Raw genomic sequence first — 24,431 nt, 5'->3', positions numbered from 1 at the left:
GGCAGGCGAGGTAGGTCAGGCTGACCTTACTTGCCGATCCGGGGCGGGGAAACCGGTCAGCGGTGCTGCCGGCGGCTGCCCCCGTGCCAGTCCTCGGTCACGCCGACCTCCCCGGGGCGGATGCCGAACGCGGGCAGCTGCGGGCGCTCGCGCAGGCTGCGCTTGAGCTCGGCGAAGCCCGGGAACCCGGCGAGGGCGACCACGTGGTCCCACAGCTGCACGGCCTGCTCCTCGTCCGGCAGCCGGCTGATCACCGGCCCGAAGAAGGCCGGCCCGTCCGGCGGGCGGAACTGCAGGATCGGCGTCCCGACGTCCTTGCCGGCCAGCCGCAGGGCCTCGTCGGTGTCGGCCTGGATCGCGGGGTCCCGGCTCTCGTCGTCGACGGCGTCGGCGAGGGCGGCCGGCAGCCCGGCCTCGGTGAGGGCCGCCACGACGAACTCCCGGCTGGTCGCCCGGTCGGGCGGGGGCTGGCCGGCGGGGTCCTCGAACACGCGCGCGCCGAGGGCGGCGTAGAGCGGGTCGAGGACGGCGACCCCGTGCTCCTCCCGGGCACGGGCGGCGACGCGCAGCAGCCGCAGCCCGGCGGTGTGCCCGGCCTCGTACTCGGGCGGGAACCGGGCGTCGTAGTCGACGTGCCGGTTGAGCAGCCGCAGCGAGATCAGCCGCCACTCCACCCGGTACTCGCGGCGGGCGGCGACGGTGCGCACCCACTTGCTGGTGTTCCAGGCGAACGGGCAGACCGGGTCGAACCAGAAGCGCAGGTCGGCGGTCACGGGGCGAGGACCTCCTCGATGGCCGTCCGGACCTCGGGGGAGTCCGGCTGGGTGCTGGGGCGGAACCGGGCGACGACCCCGCCGTCGGCGGCGACGAGGAACTTCTCGAAGTTCCACTGCACGTCGCCGGCCTCACCCTGCGCGTCCGGGGCCGCGGTCAGCCGCTGGTAGACCGGGTGCGCGCCGGGTCCGTTGACCTCGGTCTTCCCCGTCAGCGGGAAGGTGACGCCGTAGGTGGCCGAGCAGAACGTCTCGATCTCCTCGGCGGTGCCCGGCTCCTGCCCCATGAACTGGTTGCAGGGGAAGCCCACCACGGCGAACCCGCGCGGGCCGTACTCCCGCTGCAGCTGCTCCAGCCCGGCGTACTGCGGCGTCAGGCCGCACCGGCTGGCCACGTTGACCAGCAGCGCCGGGCCGCCCCCGGTCAGCGCGCGCAGCGTGGTCGGCTCGCCCCGCAGGGTGGTGACCGGGAGGTCGAGGAGGTCGCTCATGCCGGCGCCAGCGCGCCCGGCCGCGCGTTCATTCCAGCCCGCTGGCGTCGTCGGGGACGTCGACGGCGTGCTGCCGCAGGGCGTCGAGGGGGACGACGTCCAGCGCGCGCTCGTGGGTGGCCGCCAGGACCACGCCCGTCGCGGCACCGGCCTGGTAGGCCTGCAGCCACCGCACCGCGACCACGCACCAGCGGTCGCCCGGGCGCAGGCCGGGGAAGCCGAACTCCGGCCGCGGGGTGGTCAGGTCGTTGCCGAGCTCGCGCTGCAGGTCCAGGAACTCCGCGGAGACGACCGCGCAGACGGTGTGGCTGCCGAGGTCGTCGGGGCCGCTCGAGCAGGAGCCGGTGCGGTAGAAGCCGGTCATCGGGTCGGTGCCGCACGGCTCGAGCGGGCCACCGAGGACGTTGCGTTCCGGCCTGGTCACCCGGCTCCCCTCCTGCGTGCCACGGGCGCCGCCACCCGGCCGGCCCCGGCGCCATCCTGCCGCCGGGCGGGGAGCGTCACCACCCGTGACCGGGCATGGCAAGGTGCCCCTGTGACGGCAGACACCCCCGCGGTCCTCTGGCGCCCGACCCCGGAGACCGCCCGCGCCACCGGGCTGGCCGACTTCGCCACCTGGGTGACCGCCAAGCGTGGCCTCTCCTTCGGCGACCCCCCGGACTACGACGCGGTCTGGCGCTGGTCGGTCGACCACCTCGACCAGTTCTGGGCCGACGTCGCCGGGTGGACGGGCGTGCTGCCCGACGTCCCCGACGACCGGGTGCTGCCCCGGCGGGACATGCCGGGCGCGGAGTGGTTCCCGGGCACGACGCTCAACTTCGCCGAGCAGGCCCTGCGCCACCCGGTCGACGGCACCGTCCCGCCCGGGGCCCCGGCGCTCATCGCCGTCGCGGAGGACACCGAGCCCACCGAGGTGAGCTGGGCGGCGCTGCGCGCGCAGGTGGGCGCCTTCGCGGCCACCCTCCGGCGGCTCGGCGTGCGGCGCGGCGACCGGGTCGCCGGGTACCTGCCCAACGTCCCCGAGGCGGTGGTCGCCTTCCTCGGGACGGCGGCGATCGGCGCGGTGTGGTCCTCGTGCGCCCCCGACTTCGGCACCCGCAGCGTGCTCGACCGCTTCGCCCAGATCGAGCCCACCGTGCTGGTGGCCGTCGACGGGTACCGGTTCAACGGGCGGGAGCACGACCGCCGGGACGTCGTCGCCGAGCTGCGCGGCGCCCTGCCCAGCGTGCGGACGACGATCGCCGTCCCGCGGCTCTTCCCGGACGAGGTGCCCGCCGACGCCCTCCCGTGGGCCGACGCCGTCGCCGACGAGCAGGACCCGCGGTTCGAGGCGCTGCCCTTCGACCACCCGCTGTGGATCGTCTACTCCTCCGGCACCACCGGCCTGCCCAAGGGGATCGTGCACGGCCACGGCGGGGTGGTGCTCGAGCAGCTCAAGCAGGGCCGGCTGCACATGGACCTGCGCGTCGGCGACCGCTTCTACTGGTACGCCTCCACGGCCTGGATCATGTGGAACATCGCGGCCTCGGCCCTGCTGGGCGGGGTCACCGTGGTGGTCCACGACGGCGCGCCGGCCTACCCCACCGTCGACGCGCAGTTCGCGATCGCCGCGCGCACCCGGCTCACCTTCCTCGGGACCAGCCCGGGCTACCTCATGGCCTGCGAGAAGGCCGGGGTGCGACCGGTCGACACCCACGACCTCTCCGCGCTGCGCACCATCGGCGCCACCGGCTCCCCGCTGCCGGCGTCGTCGTTCACCTGGGTCTACGACGCCGTGAAGCCCGACGTATTCCTCGGCTCCCTGTCCGGCGGCACGGACGTGGCCACGGGGTTCGTCGGCAGCACCCACCTGCTCCCGGTCACCGCCGGGGAGCTGCAGCGGCCCATGCTCGGCGTCGCGGCGGCCGCCTGGGACGAGGAGGGGCGCCCGGTGGTCGGCGAGCTGGGCGAGCTGGTGGTCACCGAGCCGATGCCCTCGATGCCGCTGTACTTCTGGAACGACCCGGACGGGTCCCGCTACCGCGAGGCCTACTTCGAGCCGTGGCCAGGGGTGTGGCGGCACGGGGACTGGATGGAGGTCACCGAGCGCGGCACCTGCCTCATCACCGGCCGGTCGGACTCCACGCTCAACCGCGGCGGGGTGCGCATGGGCACCGCCGACATCTACGCGGCGGTGGAGTCGGTCCCGGAGGTCCTCGACTGCGTCGTCCTCGGGGTCGAGCAGCGCGACGGCGGCTACTGGATGCCGCTGTTCGTCCAGCTCGCCCCCGGCACCGAGCTCACCGAGGAGCTCACCGGGCGGATCCGGGCCGCGATCCGCCGGCAGGCCAGCCCCCGGCACGTGCCCGACGAGGTGCTCGTCGTCCCGGCGGTGCCGCACACCCGCACCGGCAAGCGCCTGGAGGTGCCGCTCAAGCGGCTGTTCCAGGGCGTCGCGCCGGAGAAGGCCCTCAACGTGGGGGCGGTCGACGACCCGGCGGCCGTCGAGCACTACGTGCAGCTCGCGCGGTCCCGGGACGCCCGGTGACCGGCGGGGACGGGGTCCGCACGGTCGGGCACGGGGAGCACCGGGTCATCGGGCTGCACGGCTGGTTCGGCTCCGCCGGCGGCTGGGGCCGGCTGCCCGACCTCGTGGACCGGGACACCTACACCTGGGCCTTCCCCGACCTGCGCGGCTACGGCACCCGGCGGGACGAGCCCGGCGCGCACACCGTGGCCGCGGTGGCCGCCGACGTCCTCGCGCTCGCCGACCGCCTCGGCTGGGACCGGTTCTCCCTGGTCGGGCACTCGATGGGCGCCAAGTACGCCCAGCAGGTGCTGGCCGACGCCCCCGACCGGGTGCGCCGGCTGGTGGCGGTCAGCGGCGTCCCGGCCGGGCCGACGCCGTTCGACCCGGAGGGCCGGGCGCTGTTCGAGGGCGCGGCGGGCGACCGCGACGCCCGGTACGCCATCATCGACCTGACCACGGGCAACCGGCTGCCCCGCGCGTTCGTCGAGGAGCTCGTCCAGCACTCCCTCGACGCCGCCGACCCCGAGGCGTTCGCGCGCTACCTGGCCGCCTGGGCCGACGAGGACATCTCGGCGGCGGTCGGGTCGGTGGCCGGGCGGGTGCCGGTGCTCTGCGTGGCCGGCCGGCACGACCCGGCGCTCGGGGAGGACGCCGTGCGGGCCACCTGGCTGGCCACGCACCCCGGCGCGGAGCTGGTGGTCCTCGCCGACGCCGGGCACTACGCGATGTACGAGACCCCGCCGGCGCTCGTGGCGGTGGTCGAGGAGTTCCTCGGCCGCGGGTGACCCGGCGGGACGCGCACCACCTCGAAGCCGGGGAAGGCCGGCAGGGTCCCGTCGACGACCAGCGGCACGTCGGCCGGCCCCCCGACGACGCCCTGCTGCTCCACCCGCGCCCGGTCGGACGGCGCGAGCCGGGCGAGGAGGCGGTCCCGGGTCTCGGGCCGGATGCGGATCTCCCGCGGCGGTGCGGCGCCGGGCTCCCACGCCAGCGCCAGGACGTCGGCGAGCGGGTCGGGTGCCGACCAGTGCCCCCGGCGCCCGGGTGCCGACGGGGGAGTGCCGCCGGGCGCGGCGTCGACGGGCTCGCGCGGGACGGGGGTGGGCGGCCACGCGGCGTCCGGGTGGCGGTCGGCGTCCCTCCGGCTCGGGGACCTGAGCATGACGGGCTCCTCGTTCGGTGCTGCACCCGGTCAACGTCCGGGTGCCTCCCAGCGTGCCCGCGGGTGCCGACGGTCCCGCGACGGCGCACCGCGCGCGCCGCGACCGCGCAGGGCCCAGGGTGGGGGCAGTCCCCCGACCCAGGAGAGCGCCCGCCGATGCCGTCGTCCGACGTCCTGCCCCCCGCACCGCCCGCCCTGCTCCCGCCGTGGCACATTCCGGAGCGGGAGGCGCTGCAGGAGCGGGCGCGCCGGTTCGCCGCCGAGGAGGTGCTCCCGGTCGCCGACGAGCTCGACCCGAGGAAGGGCGAGATCCCGACGGCGCTGCTCGCGCGCATGGCCGAGGAGGGCTGGTTCGGCCTGACCGTGCCCGCCGAGCACGGCGGGATGGGCCTGGGGGTCTTCGAGTACTGCATGGTCGCCGAGGAGCTGGCCCGGGCCTGGATGAGCGTGGCGAGCATCCTGGCCCGTGCCCAGGGGCTCGGCACCGCGCTGCCCGACCCCGAGCGGCGCAGGGACCTGCTGCGCCGCAGCGCCCGGGGGGAGTGGATCGGGGCCATCGCGCTGTCGGAGCCCGACGCCGGCTCCGACCTGGCGGGGGTGTCCACGCGGGCGGAGCGGGACGGCGACGCCTGGGTGGTCTCCGGCCGCAAGCGCTGGTGCGGCAACGCGCTGGCCGCCGACTTCATCCAGGTGCTGGCCCGCGAGCGCGACCCCGGGCCGGGGGAGCCCCGCTCCCGCGGCCTGGTCAACCTGCTGCTGGAGAAGGAGCGCGGGGTCTTCCCCGACGGCCTGACCGGCTCGCCGATCGACAAGGTCGGCTACCACGGCTTCCTGACCTGGGACCTCACCTTCGACCGGGTGCGCATCCCCGCCGGCAACGTGGTCGACGAGGCCGGCGGCGGGGAGGGCGGGGCCGGCGGGACCGCCCGCCGGGCCGGGTTCGACCAGGCCAAGCGCTTCCTGGACACCGCCCGGGTGCACACCGCCGCCCGCGCCGTGGGCCTGGCCCGCGCGGCGCTGGAGGACTCGATCCGGTACCTGCAGGAGCGCGAGCAGTTCGGCCACCCGATCGGCGACTTCCAGGCCCTGCGCTTCGCCGTCGCCGAGATGGCCGCCCAGGTCGAGCAGTCCCGTGCGTTCTACCGGCAGGTGGCGCACCTGCTCGACCTCGGCCTGCCCTGCGGCCGGGAGGCGGCCATGGTGAAGCTCGAGGCCACGGAGATGTCGGTGCGGGTCACCAACCAGGCGATGCAGCTGCACGGCGGCAACGGCTACACCACCGAGCGCCAGGTGGAGCGGCACTGGCGCGACGCCCGGCTGACGAGGGTCTTCGAGGGCACCAGCGAGATCCAGAAGCGGATCATCAGCGACCGCCTGCTGCCCCGCAGCCCGCTGGCCTGAGGGAGGCCGAGGGCTGCTGGGAGGATGGACCCGGCGCCGCGGCGCCGGGACGACGGGGGGTGCGATGGCCGGGCTGCCGCGCGCGCTCGCGCCGCTCCGGCACCCCCGCTACCGCCTGCTGGCCGGCTCGCTCGGCCTGTCGCTGCTCACCAACAGCATGTGGACCGTCGCCGTCGTGTGGCAGGTCGTCGCGCTCGGCGGCGGGCCGACCCAGCTGTCGCTGGTGACCGCGCTCGCCTCCGGCGGGATGCTGGCCAGCACCCTGCTCGGCGGCGTGCTGGCCGACCGGGTCCCGCAGCGGCACGTGCTGCTCGTCGTCGCGGTGGTGCAGACCGTCGCGATCGCCGGTGTGGCCGTCCTCTCCCTCAGCGGGCTGCTCACCCTCGGGCAGCTCGCCGCGGTGGCGCTCGCCGGTGGCCTGGTGAACGGCGTCTACTACCCGGCCTACTCCGCCCAGCTGCCGGCGCTGCTCCCCGAGGAGGAGCTGCTGGCCGCCAACGGCCTGGAGGGCACCCTGCGGCCGGTGCTGTTCCAGGCCGCCGGCCCGGCCGTCGCCGGGGGCGTCCTCGCGCTGACCTCCCCCGGCTGGGCGCTGGCGGTCACCGCGGTCGCCGCGCTCGGCGCCGCCTGGTGCGTCGCGGCGCTGCCGGCCACCGCGGTGCGCCGGGTTCCCGAGCGCGCCCCGGTCCACCCGGTCCGCGGCCTGGCCGCCGACCTGGGGGAGGGGGTCCGGTACGTCGTCCGGACGCCGTGGCTGCGGGCGACGCTGCTGTTCGCCTCGCTGATGCTGCTGGTGATGCTCGGCCCGTTCGAGGTCCTGGCGCCGTTCGCGATCCGGGACCGCACCGGCGGCGGGCCGCTGCAGCACGCCCTGGTGCTGGCCGCCTTCGGGCTGGGCGGGGCGGCGGGCTCGCTGGTGGTGGCCTCCCGGCGGCTGCCGCGCCGCTACCTCACGGTCACGACCCTGCTGTGGGGCCTGGGCTGCGTGCCGATGGCGGCCTTCGGCCTGACGTCGTCCCTGGCCGTGATGATCGGCGCCGGGCTGGTCACCGGCGCCGCGCTGCAGGCCGGGATGGTGCTGTGGGGCACGATGCTGCAGCGCCGGGTCCCGCCCGCCCTGCTCGGCCGGGTCGCCGGCCTGGACTTCTTCGTCTCGACCGCGTTCCTGCCGCTGTCCATGGGCCTGGCCGGGCCGGTCAGCGCCTGGATCGGCCTCACCGGCACCTTCCTGCTCGCCGGGCTGGTGCCCCCGGTGCTCGCCGTGGTGACGCTCGTGGCCGCCCGGCTGCCCGCCGACGAGCTCGCCCACCCGCTCGACCGCGACCCCGAGCGGGCCGCCGCCCCCGGCCCCTGACGCCGCTCGGCCGGGACGGCGGAGGCCGCACGCCAGCAGGCGCGCGCCGGTCCGGTCGCCCGGACCGGCGCGCCCGGGGCCTCGACCGGGGTCACGGCCGGACCTCGGCGGTGCGGACGCGGAGGAACGTGCCGACGCCGAACAGCCGGTGCACCCACCGGTCCCCGCGGGACAGGAACGGCGCCGCCTCCGCCGGCCCGACGAGGGCGGGGCGGTGCACGCGGACGGTGCGGCCCTCGTGCTCGACGGTCGCCCCGCCGGCCGCCCGGACGTTGCGCACCCAGTCGGCGCCGGGGCCGTAGGGGAGCGCGACCAGGAAGCCGTCGGGGGTGGGGACCGCGCTCACCGGGGTCCGGTACGGCGTGCCCGTGGTGCGGCCGGCGTGGTGCACCACCGAGGCCCGGGAGCCGGGCTGCCCGGCGCGGGTGAGCTGCCGGGGGTTGGTGACCGCCCGGTTGAACCGGCGGACCGCGGTCAGGACGGGGTCGAAGCCGGCGCGGAAGGAGGCGACGAAGCCGCCGGCCAGCGCGATGCCGGCGAGCAGCAGCCCGCCGCCGATCCGTCGTCCGTGCACGGGAACCAGCTCCTTACGTCGTAAGGTGTCTTACGGCGTGAGGTAGCCACCGGGGCGGCGCCGGTCCAGCCCCTGCGGCGGACTCGGGGGGCTTCGCCGGGCGCGGGTCAGGCGGCGGCGCGCCGCCGCTCGAGGCCGTCGAGGAGCACGTCGAGGCCGAACTCGAACTCGGCCTGGTCGTCGCACCAGCCGAGCGCCCCCTCGGTCCCGTGCGCGACCTCGGCGACCATGCCGGCCACGTGCGGGAAGCGGTCGGCCAGCGCGGCCACCAGCGCGGTCGCCTCCGCCCCGCCGGCGGCCGGGTCCTCCGGCACGAACAGCTCCTGGGTGAAGCTAAGGGCCCGGCTGCCCAGCGCGTGGAGGGCGTGGTGGGCCAGGTCGTAGGAGAAGCCGCCCGCGCGGAGGACGCCGAGCAGGCCGTCGTACCAGGCGACGACCTCGGCGCCCATCGTGGTGCGGGTGGCAAGCACCCGCGGCGCCCACGGGTGGCGCAGCAGCACCCCGCGGGCCGCGAGGACCCGCGCCCGCACGGCGCCCCGCCAGTCCTCCTCGGCGGGCGGGCCCGTCCCGGCGGCGGCCGCCACGACCTCCCCGACGACGACCTCGGCCACCCCGTCGAGGACCGCCTCCTTGTTCGCGACGTGGTGGTACAGCGACATCGCCTCCACGCCGAGCTCCTGGGCCAGGCGGCGCATGGTGAGCGCCTCGAGCCCGTCGCGGTCGGCCAGCCCGACGGCCGCGCGCAGCACCGCGGCACGGGTCAGCGAGCCGCGGGTCCCCAGGTCGGCACGGGGCGCCATCGACCACCTCCCGTCGTCGGCACAGGCTACGAGCGGAGCGGGAGGGGCGCGGGACCCGCGCCGTCGCGCCCCGGTCAGGGCAGGCGCAGCACCCGGGCCTCCCAGGGACGCAGCAGGGCGGGGTCGTCGACGTCCAGGTTGCCCAGCACCAGGTCGGCGTCCCCGGCCTCCGGGAGCAGGTCGGCGAGCCGGTACTCGTGCCCGCTGACGTTGCAGACCACCAGCAGGGTGACGCCGTCGCGGGACCGCGTGAACGCGTACACCGACTCGTGCTCGGGCAGCAGCATCGTGAAGTCCCCGAGCGCCACGACCGGGTCCTCGTGCCGCAGCGCGACCAGGCGCCGGTGGTGGGCGAGCACCGAGCTCGGGTCGTCCCGCTGGGCCTCGGCGTTCCACCCGACGTGGTCGGGGTTGACCGCGAGCCACGGCGTCCCGGTGGTGAACCCGGCGTTCGGAGAGCCGTCCCACTGGACCGGCGTCCGGGCGTTGTCCCGGCTCATCCGCCGCATCGCGTCGAGGACGGCCCCGGGCTCCTCGCCGTGCGCGACGGCCTGCGCGTAGTGGTTGAGCGACTCGACGTCCCGGAAGTCGTCCAGGTGCTCGAACGGGGCGTTGGCCATCCCCAGCTCCTCGCCCTGGTAGACGTAGGGCGTCCCCCGGTGCAGGTGCAGCAGGGTCGCCAGGCAGGTCGCCGAGTCCCGGCGGTACCGGGGGGAGTCGTCCCCGAAGCGGGACACCGCCCGGGGCTGGTCGTGGTTGTCCCAGTAGAGGGAGTTCCAGCCGACGTCGGCCAGCCCGGCCTGCCAGCGCCCGAACGAGGCCTTGAGGTCGGTCAACCGCAGCGGCCGCGGGGAGAACTTCGAGCCGTCGTAGTCCAGCTGGACGTGCTCGAACTGGAACACCATGTCCACCTCCTCCCGGGCCGGGTCGGTGAACAGGCGCGCCTCCTCCACGGTCACCCCGGGCATCTCACCCACCAGCAGCAGCCGGTCGCGGTGCCCGGCGTACACCTCGCGGTGCATCTCCTGGAGGAACTCGTGGATCCGCGGCCCGCAGACGACCGAGGACGTCGCGTCGCCGTAGGGCAGGCCGGGGATCGGCGGGCCGTCGTGCAGCGCGCCGTCGGGCCCGACGTCCTTGCTGATCAGGTTGATGACGTCCATGCGGAACCCGTCGACCCCGCGGTCGAGCCACCACCGCATCATCTCGTACACCGCGTGCCGGACCTGCGGGTTCTCCCAGTTGAGGTCGGGCTGCTTGCGGTCGAACAGGTGCAGGTAGTACTCCCCGCTGGCCTCGTCGAGCTCCCAGGTGGAGCCGGAGAAGAAGGAGTGCCAGTTGGTCGGCTCGGCCCCGGGCTGGCCGGGTGCCATGCCGGCCCGGGGCGGGCGCCACCAGTACCAGTCCCGCTTGGGGGAGTCCGGCGCGGAGCGGCTCTCCACGAACCACGGGTGCTCGTCGCTGGTGTGGTTGACCACGAGGTCCATGACCAGCTTCATCCCGCGCTCGTGCAGCGCCGCGATCAGCTCGTCGAGCTGCGCCAGGGTGCCGAAGGTCGGGTCCACGCCGGTGTAGTCGCTGATGTCGTAGCCGTTGTCGGCCTGCGGCGAGCGGTACACCGGTGAGAGCCACAGGACGTCGACGCCCAGGTCGGCCAGGTGGTCCAGGCGCTGCAGGACACCGCCCAGGTCACCGACGCCGTCGCCGTCGGAGTCCATGAACGAGCGCGGGTAGACCTGGTACACGACGGCGCGGGTCCACCACGGGGCGTCCTCGGGCTGCTCGGCGGTCACGGGCACCACCCCAGCACGGTGCTCGGCCGAGCGCGCGCGGAGGGGTCGTGCGACGGGGCCCAGGACGGATGCGGCTCAGGACGGCGGGGTCGAGTGGTGCACCGCCTCCACGTTGTTGCCGTCGGGGTCGCGGAAGAAGGCGCCGTAGTAGCCGGGGTGGTACTCCGGCCACACCCGCGGCTCGTGCAGCACCTCCGCACCCGCCTCCCGGGCCAGGGCGAACACCGCGTCCACCGCCTCCCGGGACGGCGCCAGCAGCGCCAGGTGCACCGGTCGCTCGGAGCCCTCCGCCAGGGGGCCCAGCCACAGGCGGGGCTGCCCGTCCGGTCCGGCCAGCCCCACGACCGGGCCGCCCGGTGCGTCGAACCGCATGGCCTGGCGGACCCCGCACGGGGCGAACACCCGGGTGTAGAACGCGGCGGCCGCGTCCACGTCGGCGACCTGCAGGGCGAGGTGGTCGATCACGCCGCCGCACCGTAGCGGCGGCGGCCGGTCCGGGGAAGCCGGACGCCGAGGGCGAAATCGCGTGCGACCTGTCGTACCCGTCGCCGACGATGGCCTCCGCACCCACCCCCGATCCGCCCGGTCCGACGAGGAGGCGCCGCCATGCCCGCCCTGCCGCGCGCGCTCTCCCCGCTGCGGCACCGCCACTACCGCTTCCTGGCCCTGTCGCTGGCGCTGAGCCTGCTCGCCCAGGGGTTGTGGGCGATCGCCGTGGTCTGGCAGGTCGTCGCCCTCGGCGGGGGCCCGGCCGCGCTGTCCCTGGTCACCGGCCTGTCGGCCGGCGGCATGCTGGCCACCACGCTGCTCGGCGGCGCGCTGGCCGACCGGGTGCCGCAGCGGCGGATCCTGCTCGCGGTCGCGCTGCTGCAGGCAGGGGTGGTCGCGGTCGCCGCGGCGCTCTCCCTGACCGGCGCCCTGTCCCTGGGGCACCTGGCCCTCGTCTCGCTCCTCGACGGCGTCGCGCTCGGCCTCTACTACCCGGCGTACTCCGCGCTGGTCCCGGCCCTCGTGCCGGAGGGCGACCTGCTGGCCGCCAACGGGCTGGAGGGCGTCGTGCGCCCGGTCCTCGCCCAGGCCGCGGGGCCCGCGGCGGCCGGTTTCCTCGTCGCCGCGCTGTCCCCGGGCGCGGCGCTGGCGGCCACGGCCGCCGCGGCGTCGGGCGCGGCCGCGTGCGTGGCCGCGCTGCCCACCACGCCCGTGCGGCGGGACCTGCCCGCCGGCGGGGCGGTGCGCGGGCTGCTCCGCGACGTCCGCGAGGGGTTCGCCTACATGGTGCGGACCCCGTGGCTGCTGGCCACGCTGCTGTTCGCGTCCCTGATGCTGCTGGTGTTCATCGGCCCGTTCGAGGTCCTGGTGCCCTTCGCCGTGCAGGAGGCCGGCGGGGGGCCCAGCCAGCACGCCTGGGTGCTGGCCGCCTTCGGGGTCGGCGGCGCGGTCGGCTCGCTCGTCGTCGCCTCGCTGCGGCTGCCGCGCCGGTACCTGACGGTGATGAACGGGCTCTGGGGGCTCGGCTGCGTGCCCATGGTGGTCTTCGCCGTCGCGCGGGACCTCTGGCCGATGGTCCTCGCCGGAGCGCTCATGGGTGCGACGTTCCAGGCCGGGATGGTCATCTGGGGCACGCTCCTGCAGCGCCGCGTGCCGCCGGCGCTGCTCGGGCGGGTGTCCAGCCTCGACTTCTTCGTCTCGCTGAGCTTCATGCCGCTGTCGATGGCGCTGGCCGGCACGGTCGGCCAGGTCCTCGGCCTGGGCACCGTGTTCCTCCTCGCCGGGCTGGTGCCCCCGGTCCTGGCGGTGGTGGCCGTCCTCGCCGCCCGGATGCCGGAGGACGAGCTGGCCCACCCGCTGGACACCCCGGTCGCCGGGCGGGTCCCGGCCCCGGCCGTGCCCGCGGAGGCCTGAGCCCTCGGCTGCGACCGGTCCCGGCCGCTGTTTGGATGGGACGACCGCGCCGGGACGGCCCCGGCGCAGGAGGGAGAACCGTGGCCGAGCCCGCCCGCACGCGACCGGACGTCGACCCGCCGAGCGGCCCCGCTCCCGCCGACCTCGTCATCGAGGAGCTCATCGTCGGCGACGGCCCCGAGGCCACCCCCGGCAGCCTGGTGAGCGCCCACTACGTCGGCGTCACCCACGACGGCGGCGAGCAGTTCGACGCCTCCTGGGACCGCGGCGACCCGCTGGAGTTCCGGCTCGGCGTCGGCATGGTGATCCAGGGCTGGGACGAGGGCATCACGGGGATGCGGGTCGGTGGGCGGCGCCGGCTGACCATCCCGCCGGACAAGGCCTACGGCGACCGCGGCGCCGGCGGGGTGATCCAGCCGGGCGCGACGCTGGTCTTCGTCGTCGACCTCATGGGCGTGCGGTGACCCTCGCGAGGTGAGCGGGCGCCCACCGGCCGGGGCGGCGTGCACCGGGGGCCGGCCGCGCCGGCCCCCGGTGCACGGGCGACGGCCTACTTCGTCGCCGGGCCGCCCTGGTCGGTGCCCGAGATCTGCCGCAGCAGCTCGTGGCAGCGGCGGGCGCGGGCGGAGTCCTGCTCCATGACCTCGCGGAAGAACGCCGCGACGTCGTCCAGGCCCGCGTTCTCCGCGTCGCGGACGTACTGGCCGTAGTCGTGCCCCGCCTTGAGCGAGTGGTACTGCACGGAGATCAGGTCGAACGTGACGTCCTCGAAGCCGGTCTCGCCGGTGGCCATGGCCCCTCCTCGATCGGTGTGTGGCCTGCGCCTCCTCCGGTCCCCCGGTCGACGGGCGGCGAAACGGACCGGTCCGTCTCAGGTCCGCGGCGCCTCGGAGACCGCGCCGCCGGTGACGTCCCCGCCGCCGGCGTCGTCCTGCTCGGTCCGGCCGGCGGCGAGCTCGTCCTCGCCCGTGGCCGACGGGTCGTCGCCGGCCGAGGCGAGGTCCGCGCCCTGCCCGGGCGCGCCCGGGTCGGCCTGCGTGGTGCGCGGGTCGTGGAGCGGGTCGGGGACGTCGGGGTCGGTGACGCTCATGGCCTCCCCGTGCCCGGCCGGGCCGTGCGCCAACCCCTGGCGAGATCCGTAACCCGTGTGTTACGCATGCTCGCGTGGAGGCGCTCGCGGTCCTCGCCGACCCGACCCGGCGGCAGCTCCTGGCGCTGCTGCGGGCCGGTGAGCTGCCCGCCGGCGAGCTCGCCGGCCGCTTCCCCGTGAGCCGTCCGGCGATCAGCCGGCACCTTCGTGTCCTGCGCGAGGCCGGGCTGGTCACCTGCCGGGAGGACGGGCGCCGGCGGCTGTACGCCCTCGACCCGCGCCCCCTGCGGGAGCTCGACGACTGGCTGGAGCCCTACCGCGACCTGTGGGCCCGGCGGTTCGACGCGCTGGACACCGAGATCGCCCGCGGCCGGCGGGCGCGACGGGACGGAGGCCCCGCATGACCGCGCAGCACACGCACCCCCGGCGGGGGGCGGTCACCGAGCTGCCCGACGGGCGCCGCCGGCTGGAGTTCCGCCGGTCGTGGCCGGACCCGGTCGAGGACGTCTGGTCGGCCCTCACCGACCCCGACCGGACGGTGCGCTGGATCGGCACCTACGACGGGCAGCGGGCGGTCGGCGGCGTCGGCACCTTCACGATGACCCACGAGCAGGAGCCGGCCGGCGAGGAGATGCGGATCGTCGAGTGCGAGCCGCCGCACCGGCTGGTCGTCGAGTGGGTGGGCCAGGGCGACTGGCGGGTGGAGCTCGACCTGGCGCAGGAGGACGGGCGGACGGTGCTCACCTTCCGGCAGGGCTTCCCCGCGGGGACGGACGTCGCCGACGTCGCCGGTGGCTGGCACTGGTACCTCGACAAGCTCGACGCCGAGGTGGCCGGGGACGGCGGCCCCGGGGAGTGGGAGCCGTTCTGGGCGGCGGTCGGGCCGCTCTACGGCCGCGGCCCTGCCTGAGCCCGGGCGCCCAGGGCCGCGGTCGCCGCGGCGAGGAGCACGCCGGCGGCGACCAGCGGCGTCTCGACGGGGTCGGCCCCGGCGCGGGTCAGCCGCGCGCGGCCGAGCCGCTCGAGCAGGTACCCCGGCACCAGGGACGCCGCCGTGCCGACGAGCACCCACCGCGCTCCTCGGTCACCGGGGTGCCGGGCCAGCCGGGCGGCCGACCAGGCCTGCGCGGCCACCGTCCAGGCCGGCGGGCAGAGGGCGGTCCCGGCCCAGACCCAGTCCCGGCCGACCCGCTCCCGGCTGCCGCGCAGCAGCGGGGTGTCGAAGGCCCGCCGCCGTCGGAGCGACACCGCCAGCGCGACGGCGTCGAGGCCGATCCGGGCGGTCGCAGCGGCGCGGGCGGCGCGGTGGGTGCTCACCCCACCGAGGGTGACCCGGGCCGTCCGGGAGGGCACCGTGGCCGCTGCGACCGCCCGGGCCGGGGCTGCCGCCGGGGCCCGCACCAGGGACTTCCGTCCCATCGGGTAGACGTCTTATACGTAACATCTCTCACGGTTACAGTGAGCGCCCCCGCTTGTACGCTGACCGGACCCGGCCCCGCCCGGCGCCCGACGGCGGACGGCAGGCCGACGACACCCAGCACCCTGCACGCGCGCCGGCGCACCCCGCCCGGCGGACCCAGAGGATGGAGACGCCGTGACCTCAGTGGCCACCCCCGGTCTGGACAACGCCCCCACCACGCACGCCCGGCTGCTGGCCTGGGTCCGGGAGATGGCCGAGCTGACCACCCCCGACCGCGTGGTCTGGGTGGACGGCAGCGACGAGGAGTGGGAGCGCCTCACCCGGCAGCTGGTCGACGCCGGCACCTTCACCCGCCTGGAGAAGAAGCCCAACTCCTTCTGGTGCGCCTCCGACCCCAGCGACGTCGCGCGGGTCGAGGACCGCACCTTCATCTGCTCGGTCGACGAGGCCGACGCGGGGCCCACCAACAACTGGATGGACCCGGGCGAGATGAAGTCGATCATGACCGAGCTGTACCGCGGGTGCATGCGCGGCCGGACGATGTACGTCATCCCGTTCTGCATGGGCCCCGTCGAGGCCGAGAACCCGATGTTCGGCGTCGAGCTGACCGACTCGGAGTACGTCGTCGTCTCGATGCGGGTCATGGCCCGCATCGGCAGCGCGATCCTCGAGGCGATGGGCACCGACCGGCCGTTCGTGCCGGCGATGCACTCCCTCGGCGCCCCGCTGGAGCCGGGCCAGCAGGACGTGCCGTGGCCCTGCAGCGACACGAAGTACATCGTGCACTTCCCCGAGGAGCGGGCCATCTGGTCCTACGGCTCCGGCTACGGCGGCAACGCGCTGCTGGGGAAGAAGTGCTACTCGCTGCGCATCGCCTCGGTGATGGCCCGCGACGAGGGCTGGCTCGCCGAGCACATGCTGATCCTCAAGCTGACCAGCCCCCAGCAGAAGACCTACTACATCGCCGCGGCGTTCCCGTCGGCCTGCGGCAAGACCAACCTGGCGATGCTCGAGCCGACCATCCCGGGCTGGAAGGTCGAGACCCTCGGGGACGACATCGCCTGGATGCGCTTCGGCGAGGACGGCCGGCTCTACGCGCTCAACCCCGAGTTCGGGCTCTTCGGGGTCGCCCCCGGCACCGGCTGGGACACCAACCCCAACGCGATGCGCACCATCGACAAGGGCAACTCGGTCTTCACCAACGTCGCCCTCACCGACGACGGCGACATCTGGTGGGAGGGCATGACCGACGAGCCTCCGGCGCACCTCACCGACTGGAAGGGCCGGGACTGGACGCCGGACTCCGGCGAGCCCTCGTCCCACCCGAACAGCCGCTTCTGCACGCCGATCACCCAGTGCCCGATCCTCGCGCCCGAGTACGAGGACCCGAAGGGCGTGCCGATCTCGGCGATCCTCTTCGGCGGCCGGCGCAAGACCACCGTGCCCCTCGTCACCGAGGCCCGGGACTGGAACCACGGCGTCTTCATGGGGGCCACGCTGTCGTCGGAGACGACCGCGGCCGCCACCGGCGCCGTCGGCGTCGTCCGCCGCGACCCGTTCGCCATGCTCCCGTTCATCGGCTACAACGCCGGTGACTACTTCGGCCACTGGGTCGAGACGGGCAAGATGCACGACGCCGCGAAGCTGCCGCGCATCTTCTACGTGAACTGGTTCCGGCGCGACGAGGACGGCGGCTTCCTGTGGCCGGGCTTCGGCGAGAACAGCCGGGTGCTCAAGTGGGTCGTCGAGCGGCTCGAGGGCACGGCGGCGGCCGAGGAGACCGCGATCGGCCACGTGCCGACGCCGGACTCCCTCGACGTCTCCGGCCTCGACCTCTCCCGCGAGCAGGTCGAGAAGGCGCTGGCCGTGGACGTCGACGAGTGGCGCGCCGAGGTCCCGCAGATCACCGAGTGGTTCGAGAAGTTCGGCGACAAGCTCCCCAGCACCATGTGGGACGAGCTGGAGATCCTCAAGCACCGGCTCGGCTGAACGGAAGGACCCCCTCCCTCCCCACCCCTCGTCCCTCGGGGCGGGGCCCTGGGAGGGGGCCGCTCCGGCAGCTCACCAGGCTCGGGGCCCCGCCCGGTCAACGGCGACCGGTGCGGGGCCTCGTCCCGTCCGGGCCCCCTGCCGCCCCGGTCCCGTGCCCCGACCGGCCGAGGTGGCGCGGGTCGGTTAGCGTGGCCGGGCGTACGCACGCTCCCTCCACCTGAGACGACAGGTCCCTCGTGCCCAACCCGTACCTGTACGTGCTGCGCACGCCGCACGCGCTGCCGATGGTGCTCGCCGCCTTCGTCGGGCGGCTCCCGCTGTCCATGGTGGGCCTGGGCTCGGTGCTGCTGATCGCCTCCGAGACCGGCTCCTACGGCTTCGGCGGTGCGGTCGCGGCCACCGGCGCCGTCACCACCGCGATCTCCGGGCCGGTCATCGGGCGCTGGGCCGACACGCACGGGCAACGCCGCACCCTGCTCCCGGTGCTGGCCGTCTTCGTCGCCGCCGGCTGCGTGTTCCTGCCGGCGGTCAAGAACGACTGGCCGACCTGGACCGTCTTCGCCTCCGCGGGCGTGGCGGGCGCCTGCATCCCGCCGGTCGCCTCCATGATCCGTGTCCGCTGGACCCACCTGCTGCGCGGGACGCACCGGCTGCCCACCGCCCTGGCCATGGAGTCGGTGGTCGACGAGTTCGTCTTCATCGTCGGCCCGGTCCTCGTCACCTTCCTGTCCACCACCGGGCACGCGACCTCCGGCGTGGTCACCGCGTTCGTGCTCGCCGTCGTCGGCAGCCTGCTGTTCGCCGCGCAGGGCCGCACCGAGCCGCCCCCGCACGGGCACGCCGCCCGGTCCGGCCCCCGCGCGATCCGCAGCCCGGGGATCCGGGTGCTGTTCGTCGTGGGCGCTGCGGTCGGCGCCGTCCTCGGCACCCTGGAGATCGCGCTGGTGGCCTTCGCCGACGAGAAGGGCGCGATGTCGCTGTCCGGGGTGCTCATCGCCGCGCTGGCCGTCGGGTCGATGGCCAGCGGCATCGGCTGGGGCAGCGTGCACTGGCGGCACCCGCTGCGGCAGCGGCTGTCGGTCGCCCTCGTCGCGCTGACCGTGCTCAGCCTCCCGCTGCTGTTCGTCGGCAACGTCTGGACCATGATCCCGTTCGTGGTCGTGGCCGGTGTGGCCGTCTCCCCGTCGCTCATCAGCTCCTTCACCCTCGCCGAGCTCCTGGTCCCGCGGTCGGCGACCACCGAGGCGTTCACCTGGATCGGGACCGCGCTGGGCCTCGGCGTGGCCGTGGGCGCCTCCCTGGCCGGCTGGGTGGTCGACACGGCCGGGGCCAACGCGGCGTTCACGGTCGCGACCGTCGCCGCGGCCGTGGCCGCGGTCGTGGTCGCCGCCTGCCAGCACCTCCTGCACGTGCCCGCCGAGCACGCGGCCGCGCCGGCGATGGCACGGTGAGCGGGCACGGTGAGCGGGCACGGTGAGCGGGCACGGTCAGGGGGCACGGTGAGGGAGGCACGGTGAGGGAGGCGCGGTGACCGGGCACGGCGGGAGCGGCACGGTGGGAGGTCCGGCCCCGGGGCACGGGGACGACGGCGGGGGGCCGGTGAGCCCCGGGCGCCCCGACGGGACCCGCACCATCGCCGAGGTGCTGGCCGAGGCCCGCAGCCGGATCCACCGCCTCGAGCCGGCCGAGGCCGCCGCCCGTGCCGCGGCGGGGGCGGTGCTGGTCGACACCCGGACCGGCGACCAGCGCGCCGCCGACGGGACGGTCCCCGGCGCGCTGGTCGTCGAGCGCAACCACCTGGAGTGGCGGTTCGACCCGGACAGCGACGCACGGCTGCCCGAGGCCACCGGCCACGACGTCGAGGTCGTCCTGTTCTGCGACGAGGGCTACTCCTCCAGCCTGGCGGCCGACTCGCTGCGCGCCCTCGGCCTGCGGCGGGCGGCCGACGTCATCGGCGGCTTCCAGGCCTGGCGGGCCGCCGGGCTGCCCGTGACCCCGGGCGGCGCGGCCGGCCGGTGACCCGGCCCCGCCCGCTGGCCGGGGGCGGCCGCCGGCTCGGCGTCGCCCCCGAGCGGCTCGGGCGCTGGCTGGACGGTGTCGCCACCCGGCACGGCGCTCTCACCGCCGTCGCCGAGGACGCCGGCACGGTGCGCGTCACCTGCACCGACGGCACCGTCGTCACCCTCCGCGCGCCCTTCCCGTGGGTCCCCGGGCCGGCGCTGCTGACCACCTTCACGGCGCAGGCCAGGGCACCACGGCGGGCGGGGGTGCTGCTGGTGCGGCGGGGGCGGTGGGCCGTCGGCGTGGTGGACGGCGCGGACCTGGTCGCCTCCAAGGTGGACTCCCGGCAGGTGCAGGGCCGCACCGCGGCCGGCGGCTGGAGCCAGCAGCGCTACGCGCGCCGGCGGGCGCACCAGGCCGACGCGGTGGTCGAGGCCGCGGCCGGCACCGCCGCCCGCCTGCTGCTGCCGCACGCGGGGGAGCTGGCGGGCCTGTTCACCGGTGGCGACCGCGGCCTGCTCGACGCCGTCCTCGCCGACCCCCGCCTGCGGCCGCTGGCCGCGCGCCGCGCCGACCGCGTCCTGGACGTCGGGGAGCCCACGAAGGCCGTCCTGCTGACCACCCCCGCGCTGGTGCGGGCGGTCGAGGTGACCGTGGTGGAACCCGGTGACCGCCCGGGCTGACCGGCGCCTCGCGTCAGCCGCCCGGCCGCAGCACCAGCCGGACCGGGTCGCCCTCCTTGCGGGCGAGCATCTCGATGCCGCGGGCCGCCTCGGTCAGCGGCAGGGTGCCCGAGACCGACCGGGAGAGGTCCAGCCGCCCGTGCCGGACGAGCCCGACCAGCTGCTCGACGTGCTCCGGCCGGGAGCCGTAGTGGCCGAGGATGCGCTGGCCGAAGTAGCTGAACTGGGTGCCGTTGCGGATGGTCAGCGGCTGGTCGGTGAGGCCGACGAGCACCAGCCCGCCCTCGCGCTCCAGGCAGCGCACCGCCTGCTCGCGCACCGCGGCCACCCCGGCGAGGTCGAAGGCGTGCGCCAGCCCGGCCCCGCCGGTCAGCTCGCGCACCCGGGCGGCGACGTCCTCGGAGGGGTCCAGCGCCAGGTCCGCGCCGAAGTCCAGGGCCCGCTGCCGGGCCGCCGGCACGGGGTCGACGGCGACGATCGGCGCCGCGCCGGCCAGGCGCAGCAGCTGCACCGCGTGCGCGCCGAGGCCGCCGACGCCCCACACGCCGACCGGCTGCCCGGCGCGGACGCCGGCCGTCTGCACGATCGAGGCCCAGGGGGTCGAGACGGCGTCGGGGATGATGCAGGCCTGCTCGAAGGGGAGGTCGTCGGGGATGGGCACGAGCGTCCCGACCGTGGCCAGCGCGTACTGCGCCCAGCCGCCGTCGTAGTCGACGCCGCGGGTGCGGACCCAGCCGTCGACCTCCTCGCCGGCCTGCAGGGTGACCCGCCGGCCCTCCCAGCCGGTCACGCCCTCCCCGGCGCCGGCGACCACGCCGGCCACCTCGTGGCCGAGCGTGACCTCGTCACCCGCGAGGAACAGCGGGGTGAGCTGGCCCTCGACGAGGTGGACGTCGGACAGGCAGATCCCGGCGGCGCGGACCTCGACCAGCACCTGCCCGGGACCGGGTTCGGGTCGCGGCACCTCCGTGACCCGGAACTCCCTGGTGCGCACGTCCAACCGGCCGGCGAGCATCGTCTCGGGCATGCCCGGGTCCTCCCCACGACGGGCCCGTCCCACACCGGCCCGCCGGGAACCGCACCCCGCAGTGACCGGGACCTCACGGTCGTGCAACGGCTGACCGGGGCGGCGGCGCGGATGGTTGTGCCGCGGGAGGATCCCTGTTCAGGTGGGGGCCGCCACGGAGGGAGGAAGATTGGACCTGCGCACGGACGCACGGGTCAGGACGGTGGGCAAGCTCGCGGCGACGGTGGTCGCGGCCGGCCTCCTCGTCGCAGGGCTCCTCTTCCCGTGGGTGGGCGGTCCCCTCTCGGTCGCCCAGCAGTCGACCAGCCTGCTCGGGGACCTCCCGGCCGAGCTGACCTTCGACCCCCCGCCCCCGAACACGGTGCTGCTCGCGGCCAACGGCGAGCCGATCACCTACTTCTACGACGAGAACCGGGACCCGGTCGGCGGCGACGAGATCGCGCCCGTCATGAAGGAGGCGATGGTCGCCATCGAGGACGCGCGCTTCTTCGGGCACCACGGCCTCGACGTCCAGGGCACCCTGCGCGCGCTGGTCACCAACCTGGCCGCCGGTGGCGTGCAGGAGGGCGGCTCCACGCTCACCCAGCAGCTGGTCAAGCAGACCCTGCTGCAGACCGCGGAGACCCCGGAGGAGCGGCGCGCGGCGACGGAGCAGACCGTGGGCCGCAAGCTGCGCGAGGCGCGGGTCGCGCTGGCGCTCGAGGACGCCTACAGCAAGGACGAGATCCTCACCCGCTACCTCAACATCGTCTACTTCGGGCAGAACGCCTACGGCGTGCAGCCGGCCGCGCGGGCCTTCTTCGGCGTCGACGCCGCGGACCTCACCCTGACCCAGGCCGCGCTGCTGGCCGGGCTGGCGCAGAGCCCCACCTCGGACGACCCGTTCACCAACCCCCAGGCGGCCACCGACCGGCGCAACGAGGTCCTCTCCCGGATGGCCGAGCAGGGCTACATCGGCGCCGACGAGGCCGCCGCGGCGCAGGCGAGCCCGCTCGGGCTGTCCCCGGCCCCCGCCCCGCCGCGCGGCTGCGTGGAGGCCACGGTCGGCCCGTTCGTCTGCGACTTCGTGCAGCGCTACCTCGTCCAGGAGCTGGGCCTCACCCAGGAGGACCTCGACAACGGCGGCTACGTCGTCCAGACCACCCTGGACGTCGACCTGCAGCGCGCCGGGGACGCCGCGGTGCTGGGCACCCTCCCCATGGGCGACTCGCTGGCCGGCATGTTCACCGCCGTGGAGCCGGGCACCGGGCACCTGCTGGCGATGAGCGTCAACCGGGTGTTCGGCTACGACCAGGGCGACCCCGCGCAGGAGTCCTACAACCTCAACGTGGCGCCGAGCCAGGGCTCGGGGTCCACCTACAAGGTGTTCGTCGCGGCGGCGGCACTGGCCCGTGGTTACTCCAGCACCTACACCCTCACCACGTCCGACCCCTACGTCTCGCGGGTCTACCGCGACGGCAGCGGCCCCTACGACGTGGAGAACGCCGGCACCTACCGCTCGACCCTGGACCTCACGACCGCCCTGTACCAGTCGTCGAACACCTACTTCCTCGCGCTGGAGGACGCCCTCGGCAGCGTGGAGGACCCGGTGCGGATGGCCGAGGCGATGGGCCTGTTCCAGTTCAGCGACCCCGGCCTGCCGCAGCGGATCATCGACGAGAACCGCGGGTCGTTCACGTTCGGCTCGGAGGCCACCAGCCCGCTCGGGCTGGCCAGCGCCTACTCCACGCTGGCCGCGAGCGGGACCCGGTGCGACGTGGTCCCGGTGACCGCCGTCCTCGACCAGCACGGCGACCCCGCGGTCGGCCCGGACGGCGAGCCGCTGGCCCTCGGCGACCGCTGCACGCCCGAGGCGATCCCGCCGGGCGTGGCGACCACGCTGAACCAGATGCTGCGCAAGGACGTCGAGCCGGGGCACCCCGGGCAGACCGGCCGCCGCGCCTACGTCCCGGGGCACCAGATCGCCGGCAAGACCGGGACCTCGCAGGACAACTACTCGGTCGCCTTCGTCGGGTACACGCCGGAGATCGCGGCGAGCGTCATGGTGCTCAACCCCAAGCGCAACGAGGACGTCGGCGGCTTCGGTGGCGGCAAGGGCGCGACCATCTGGCACGACGCGATGGCGCCGGTGCTCGAGGCCCGGGGCAGCGGCGAGTTCCCGCCCGCCGACCCGGTGGTGGAGCACGGCAACACCCGCCCGGTGCCCGGCTGCTCCTCGGTGCGGGCCTGCCAGGCGGCGCTCGCCGACGCCGGCTTCGAGCACACCACGGTGCGGGTCGACAGCAGCCGGTCGGCGGGGACCTTCCTCGGCACCAGCCCGTCCCGCGGCGGGCGGGCGGTGCCCGGCCAGGTCGTGACCATCCTCGTCAGCAACGGCTCCGACTACGTCCCGCCGCCGCCCCCCGCCCCGGACCCCGAGCCGGCCCCGCCGGCCACCGCGCCCGAGGCGCCCGCCGGGCCCCCGCCGGCCGAGGAGCCGGCCCCGGAGCCGGAGCGACCGGCCGGTCCGCCGGCCGACGGACCGCCCGGTGGCGGGCCAGCGGACGGGGGGCCGCCCGAGCCCGCGCCGGCCGAGCCGCCGCCCGCGCCGGCCGAGCCGGGACCGCCCGCGCCGGCCGAGCCGGGACCGCCCGCGCCGGGACCGCCCGGGGGCTGACCGGTGCGCAGCCGCTCGTCGAGGGCCTGGGTGAGCAGCCACCCACCGATCACGACCAGGTGGAGCAGCCAGAGCCACAGGCTGACCGCCACCACCGCCCCGACGACGGTCAGCCCGCCGAACGGCGCGCCGAGGGCCAGCGGCAGCGCGAGGAAGAGCACGAAGCCCTGGAGGAAGCCGGACAGGCAGGCGGCGGTGAACAGGACGCCGCAGACCAGCGCCGTCCACCGGACCCGGCCGGCGGCCACCACCCCGTACCCCCAGAACAGCGGCACGGTGAGCACGAACAGCACCGAGTAGTAGCCCACCGCCAGGCTGCCCAGGGTGCGGCCCTGCTCCTGCAGGACGGCCATCGCGGCGGCGGCGAGCAGCAGGGGGTAGAGCAGCAGCGGGAAGGCGCCGACCAGGGGGAGGGCCAGCAACCGGCCCCGCCAGCCGGTCAGGGTGTCCCGGCGGGTGGTGAAGCGCAGCAGCGCGCGGCGCAGCCCCTCCCCGTAGAGGGACAGCGGCAGCAGGGCGAGGGCGAAGGCCATCACGTCCAGGCCGACGCCGGCGTCGGCGAGCGCGCGCAGCGCCCGGGGGGCGCCGAGCTCGGCCGGCAGCACCTCGGCGAGCCGGCCGGAGAGCTCCCGGACCCGTGCCGGGGAGGTGACGAGGGCGGTGAGCGAGAAGGCCACCAGCAGCAGGGGCACCACGGCGATGCCGGCGTAGAAGGTGAGCCCGGCGGCGATCAGGGCGAGGTCCCGCCCCTGCAGCCGGTCCCGCACGCCGCGCAGCAGACCGGCGGTCTCGGCGCGCAGCCG

25 protein-coding genes and 1 pseudogene are annotated in these 24,431 nt (G+C 76.0%); 13 read left to right on the top strand and 13 right to left on the bottom strand.

Annotated elements, in window-relative coordinates; genetic code table 11:
- Positions 1 to 56 precede the first annotated feature (56 nt).
- Genes ACI8AC_RS11200 through ACI8AC_RS11190 form a run of 3 tightly spaced genes read right to left on the bottom strand, consistent with a single transcriptional unit; the run spans position 57 to position 1,688 of the window.
- Positions 57 to 773 (bottom strand): mycothiol-dependent nitroreductase Rv2466c family protein, encoded by a 717-nt coding sequence (locus ACI8AC_RS11200; RefSeq protein WP_456897841.1) that lies wholly within the window; start codon positions 771 to 773, stop codon positions 57 to 59.
- On the bottom strand, positions 770 to 1,264 hold the full coding sequence (locus tag ACI8AC_RS11195; protein WP_456897840.1) for a glutathione peroxidase: 495 nt from the start codon (positions 1,262 to 1,264) through the stop codon (positions 770 to 772). The genes ACI8AC_RS11200 and ACI8AC_RS11195 overlap by 4 nt, the downstream gene beginning before the upstream one ends.
- 28 nt (positions 1,265 to 1,292) lie before the next feature.
- On the bottom strand, positions 1,293 to 1,688 hold the full coding sequence (locus ACI8AC_RS11190; RefSeq protein WP_456897839.1) for a DUF2237 family protein: 396 nt from the start codon (positions 1,686 to 1,688) through the stop codon (positions 1,293 to 1,295).
- Positions 1,689 to 1,799: 111 nt separating this feature from the next.
- Here ACI8AC_RS11190 and ACI8AC_RS11185 point away from each other — a divergent pair, with 111 nt between their 5' ends.
- Positions 1,800 to 3,791: an acetoacetate--CoA ligase gene (locus ACI8AC_RS11185; protein ID WP_456897838.1), complete on the top strand. Its 1,992-nt coding sequence runs from the start codon at positions 1,800 to 1,802 to the stop codon at positions 3,789 to 3,791.
- On the top strand, positions 3,788 to 4,558 hold the full coding sequence (locus ACI8AC_RS11180; protein ID WP_456897837.1) for an alpha/beta fold hydrolase: 771 nt from the start codon (positions 3,788 to 3,790) through the stop codon (positions 4,556 to 4,558). The genes ACI8AC_RS11185 and ACI8AC_RS11180 overlap by 4 nt, the downstream gene beginning before the upstream one ends.
- Here ACI8AC_RS11180 and ACI8AC_RS11175 read toward each other — a convergent pair.
- Positions 4,492 to 4,935 (bottom strand): hypothetical protein, encoded by a 444-nt coding sequence (locus ACI8AC_RS11175; protein ID WP_456897836.1) that lies wholly within the window; start codon positions 4,933 to 4,935, stop codon positions 4,492 to 4,494. The two genes, ACI8AC_RS11180 and ACI8AC_RS11175, sit on opposite strands and share 67 nt — an antisense overlap.
- Positions 4,936 to 5,091: 156 nt before the next feature.
- Here ACI8AC_RS11175 and ACI8AC_RS11170 point away from each other — a divergent pair, with 156 nt between their 5' ends.
- Positions 5,092 to 6,336, top strand: coding sequence for an acyl-CoA dehydrogenase family protein (locus ACI8AC_RS11170; protein ID WP_456897835.1), 1,245 nt, complete (start codon positions 5,092 to 5,094; stop codon positions 6,334 to 6,336).
- 64 nt (positions 6,337 to 6,400) lie between these two features.
- The gene (locus ACI8AC_RS11165; protein ID WP_456897834.1) at positions 6,401 to 7,690 is read left to right on the top strand and encodes an MFS transporter; all 1,290 of its coding nucleotides are present in this window, start codon (positions 6,401 to 6,403) and stop codon (positions 7,688 to 7,690) included.
- 91 nt (positions 7,691 to 7,781) lie between these two features.
- Here the strand turns inward: ACI8AC_RS11165 and ACI8AC_RS11160 are convergent, their stop codons facing one another.
- The 4 genes from ACI8AC_RS11160 to ACI8AC_RS11145 form a co-directional block, all read right to left on the bottom strand.
- Entirely contained in the window at positions 7,782 to 8,264 is a 483-nt protein-coding gene (locus ACI8AC_RS11160; RefSeq protein WP_456897833.1) for a nitroreductase family deazaflavin-dependent oxidoreductase, read from the bottom strand.
- 107 nt (positions 8,265 to 8,371) lie between these two features.
- Positions 8,372 to 9,064 carry a TetR/AcrR family transcriptional regulator gene (locus ACI8AC_RS11155; RefSeq protein ID WP_456897832.1) on the bottom strand — a complete coding sequence of 231 codons (693 nt, stop codon included), beginning with the start codon at positions 9,062 to 9,064 and terminating at the stop codon, positions 8,372 to 8,374.
- Between the two features lie 74 nt (positions 9,065 to 9,138).
- Entirely contained in the window at positions 9,139 to 10,866 is a 1,728-nt protein-coding gene (locus ACI8AC_RS11150; protein WP_456897831.1) for a glycoside hydrolase family 13 protein, read from the bottom strand.
- 66 nt (positions 10,867 to 10,932) lie between these two features.
- Complete coding sequence (locus tag ACI8AC_RS11145) at positions 10,933 to 11,322, bottom strand: VOC family protein (RefSeq protein ID WP_456897830.1); 390 nt, start codon at positions 11,320 to 11,322, stop codon at positions 10,933 to 10,935.
- Between the two features lie 141 nt (positions 11,323 to 11,463).
- Between ACI8AC_RS11145 and ACI8AC_RS11140 the strand changes: the two genes are divergently transcribed.
- Positions 11,464 to 12,759, top strand: coding sequence for an MFS transporter (locus tag ACI8AC_RS11140; RefSeq protein WP_456897829.1), 1,296 nt, complete (start codon positions 11,464 to 11,466; stop codon positions 12,757 to 12,759).
- An 80-nt stretch (positions 12,760 to 12,839) separates the two neighbouring features.
- Positions 12,840 to 13,223: an FKBP-type peptidyl-prolyl cis-trans isomerase gene (locus ACI8AC_RS11135; RefSeq protein ID WP_456897828.1), complete on the top strand. Its 384-nt coding sequence runs from the start codon at positions 12,840 to 12,842 to the stop codon at positions 13,221 to 13,223.
- A gap of 86 nt (positions 13,224 to 13,309) precedes the next feature.
- On the opposite strand, the gene ACI8AC_RS11130 is transcribed toward ACI8AC_RS11135, so the two are convergent.
- Together ACI8AC_RS11130 and ACI8AC_RS11125 are read right to left on the bottom strand one after the other, a co-directional pair.
- Positions 13,310 to 13,552, bottom strand: coding sequence for an acyl carrier protein (locus ACI8AC_RS11130; protein ID WP_456897827.1), 243 nt, complete (start codon positions 13,550 to 13,552; stop codon positions 13,310 to 13,312).
- A 78-nt stretch (positions 13,553 to 13,630) separates the two neighbouring features.
- Positions 13,631 to 13,849, bottom strand: a complete 219-nt coding sequence (locus ACI8AC_RS11125; RefSeq protein WP_456897826.1) for a hypothetical protein — start codon at positions 13,847 to 13,849, stop codon at positions 13,631 to 13,633.
- A gap of 74 nt (positions 13,850 to 13,923) precedes the next feature.
- Here ACI8AC_RS11125 and ACI8AC_RS11120 point away from each other — a divergent pair, with 74 nt between their 5' ends.
- Together ACI8AC_RS11120 and ACI8AC_RS11115 are read left to right on the top strand one after the other, a co-directional pair.
- Positions 13,924 to 14,253, top strand: a complete 330-nt coding sequence (locus ACI8AC_RS11120) for an ArsR/SmtB family transcription factor (protein WP_456897825.1) — start codon at positions 13,924 to 13,926, stop codon at positions 14,251 to 14,253.
- Complete coding sequence (locus ACI8AC_RS11115) at positions 14,250 to 14,759, top strand: SRPBCC family protein (protein ID WP_456897824.1); 510 nt, start codon at positions 14,250 to 14,252, stop codon at positions 14,757 to 14,759. Before ACI8AC_RS11120 ends, ACI8AC_RS11115 begins: the two co-directional genes overlap by 4 nt.
- Here ACI8AC_RS11115 and ACI8AC_RS11110 read toward each other — a convergent pair.
- Complete coding sequence (locus ACI8AC_RS11110) at positions 14,738 to 15,166, bottom strand: hypothetical protein (protein WP_456897823.1); 429 nt, start codon at positions 15,164 to 15,166, stop codon at positions 14,738 to 14,740. The genes ACI8AC_RS11115 and ACI8AC_RS11110 overlap by 22 nt on opposite strands.
- 277 nt (positions 15,167 to 15,443) lie before the next feature.
- On the opposite strand from ACI8AC_RS11110, the gene ACI8AC_RS11105 reads away from it, so the two are divergent.
- The 4 genes from ACI8AC_RS11105 to ACI8AC_RS11090 all read left to right on the top strand — a co-directional run bounded on the left by ACI8AC_RS11105 (position 15,444) and on the right by ACI8AC_RS11090 (position 19,945).
- Positions 15,444 to 17,258 (top strand): phosphoenolpyruvate carboxykinase (GTP), encoded by a 1,815-nt coding sequence (locus ACI8AC_RS11105; protein WP_456897822.1) that lies wholly within the window; start codon positions 15,444 to 15,446, stop codon positions 17,256 to 17,258.
- Between the two features lie 239 nt (positions 17,259 to 17,497).
- Positions 17,498 to 18,712, top strand: coding sequence for an MFS transporter (locus ACI8AC_RS11100; RefSeq protein WP_456897821.1), 1,215 nt, complete (start codon positions 17,498 to 17,500; stop codon positions 18,710 to 18,712).
- 148 nt (positions 18,713 to 18,860) lie between these two features.
- Positions 18,861 to 19,280, top strand: coding sequence for a rhodanese-like domain-containing protein (locus ACI8AC_RS11095; protein ID WP_456897820.1), 420 nt, complete (start codon positions 18,861 to 18,863; stop codon positions 19,278 to 19,280).
- Positions 19,277 to 19,945 (top strand): acVLRF1 family peptidyl-tRNA hydrolase, encoded by a 669-nt coding sequence (locus ACI8AC_RS11090; protein WP_456897819.1) that lies wholly within the window; start codon positions 19,277 to 19,279, stop codon positions 19,943 to 19,945. The genes ACI8AC_RS11095 and ACI8AC_RS11090 overlap by 4 nt, the downstream gene beginning before the upstream one ends.
- Positions 19,946 to 19,958: 13 nt before the next feature.
- On the opposite strand, the gene ACI8AC_RS11085 is transcribed toward ACI8AC_RS11090, so the two are convergent.
- Positions 19,959 to 20,972, bottom strand: coding sequence for a zinc-binding dehydrogenase (locus ACI8AC_RS11085; protein WP_456897818.1), 1,014 nt, complete (start codon positions 20,970 to 20,972; stop codon positions 19,959 to 19,961).
- A 142-nt stretch (positions 20,973 to 21,114) separates the two neighbouring features.
- Between ACI8AC_RS11085 and ACI8AC_RS11080 the strand changes: the two genes are divergently transcribed.
- Positions 21,115 to 23,628 carry a transglycosylase domain-containing protein gene (locus ACI8AC_RS11080; protein ID WP_456897817.1) on the top strand — a complete coding sequence of 838 codons (2,514 nt, stop codon included), beginning with the start codon at positions 21,115 to 21,117 and terminating at the stop codon, positions 23,626 to 23,628.
- 23 nt (positions 23,629 to 23,651) lie between these two features.
- Here the strand turns inward: ACI8AC_RS11080 and ACI8AC_RS11075 are convergent.
- Positions 23,652 to 24,395, bottom strand: a pseudogene (locus ACI8AC_RS11075) (YhjD/YihY/BrkB family envelope integrity protein); the annotation flags it as partial.
- Positions 24,396 to 24,431 lie beyond the last annotated feature (36 nt).

This window comes from Geodermatophilus sp. SYSU D00758, assembly GCF_054049955.1.
Note: the sequence above shows the minus strand (reverse complement) of the source record. Positions and strands in the feature narration are given on the sequence as shown.

Coding starts and splice junctions, on each gene's coding strand:
- ACI8AC_RS11195 (WP_456897840.1), bottom strand. CDS start 1,264: ATGAGCGACCTCCTCGACCTCCCGGTCACCACCCTGCGGGGCGAGCCG.
- ACI8AC_RS11175 (WP_456897836.1), bottom strand. CDS start 4,935: ATGCTCAGGTCCCCGAGCCGGAGGGACGCCGACCGCCACCCGGACGCC.
- ACI8AC_RS11170 (WP_456897835.1), top strand. CDS start 5,092: ATGCCGTCGTCCGACGTCCTGCCCCCCGCACCGCCCGCCCTGCTCCCG.
- ACI8AC_RS11165 (WP_456897834.1), top strand. CDS start 6,401: ATGGCCGGGCTGCCGCGCGCGCTCGCGCCGCTCCGGCACCCCCGCTAC.
- ACI8AC_RS11155 (WP_456897832.1), bottom strand. CDS start 9,064: ATGGCGCCCCGTGCCGACCTGGGGACCCGCGGCTCGCTGACCCGTGCC.
- ACI8AC_RS11140 (WP_456897829.1), top strand. CDS start 11,464: ATGCCCGCCCTGCCGCGCGCGCTCTCCCCGCTGCGGCACCGCCACTAC.
- ACI8AC_RS11130 (WP_456897827.1), bottom strand. CDS start 13,552: ATGGCCACCGGCGAGACCGGCTTCGAGGACGTCACGTTCGACCTGATC.
- ACI8AC_RS11125 (WP_456897826.1), bottom strand. CDS start 13,849: ATGAGCGTCACCGACCCCGACGTCCCCGACCCGCTCCACGACCCGCGC.
- ACI8AC_RS11115 (WP_456897824.1), top strand. CDS start 14,250: ATGACCGCGCAGCACACGCACCCCCGGCGGGGGGCGGTCACCGAGCTG.
- ACI8AC_RS11085 (WP_456897818.1), bottom strand. CDS start 20,972: ATGCCCGAGACGATGCTCGCCGGCCGGTTGGACGTGCGCACCAGGGAG.